The organism is Massilia frigida (genome assembly GCF_011682175.1).
GTDB lineage: Bacteria > Pseudomonadota > Gammaproteobacteria > Burkholderiales > Burkholderiaceae_D > Telluria_A > Telluria_A frigida.
This window is the reverse complement of the sequence record NZ_WHJG01000226.1, coordinates 1-277: the sequence shown is the minus strand read 5'-3', so window position 1 is coordinate 277 and position 277 is coordinate 1. Positions and strand designations below refer to the sequence as shown.

Below are 277 nucleotides of genomic sequence, written 5' to 3'. Positions count from 1 at the left end.
CTAAAACAGTCAGGATGTTGGCTTAGAAGCAGCCATCATTTAAAGAAAGCGTAATAGCTCACTGATCGAGTCGTCCTGCGCGGAAGATGTAACGGGGCTAAGCCAGTCACCGAAGCTGCGGATATATTTCTCGATACTTGTATCTTGATCTATATGGTAGGAGAGCGTTCTGTAAGCCTGCGAAGGTGTCTTGTAAAGGATGCTGGAGGTATCAGAAGTGCGAATGCTGACATGAGTAGCGATAATGGGAGTGAAAAGCTCCCACGCCGTAAGCCCA

1 rRNA gene is annotated in these 277 nt (G+C 47.7%); it reads left to right on the top strand.

The annotated features are described in order from the left end of the window. Positions 1-277, top strand: a 23S ribosomal RNA gene (locus F2P44_RS34775); the annotation flags it as partial.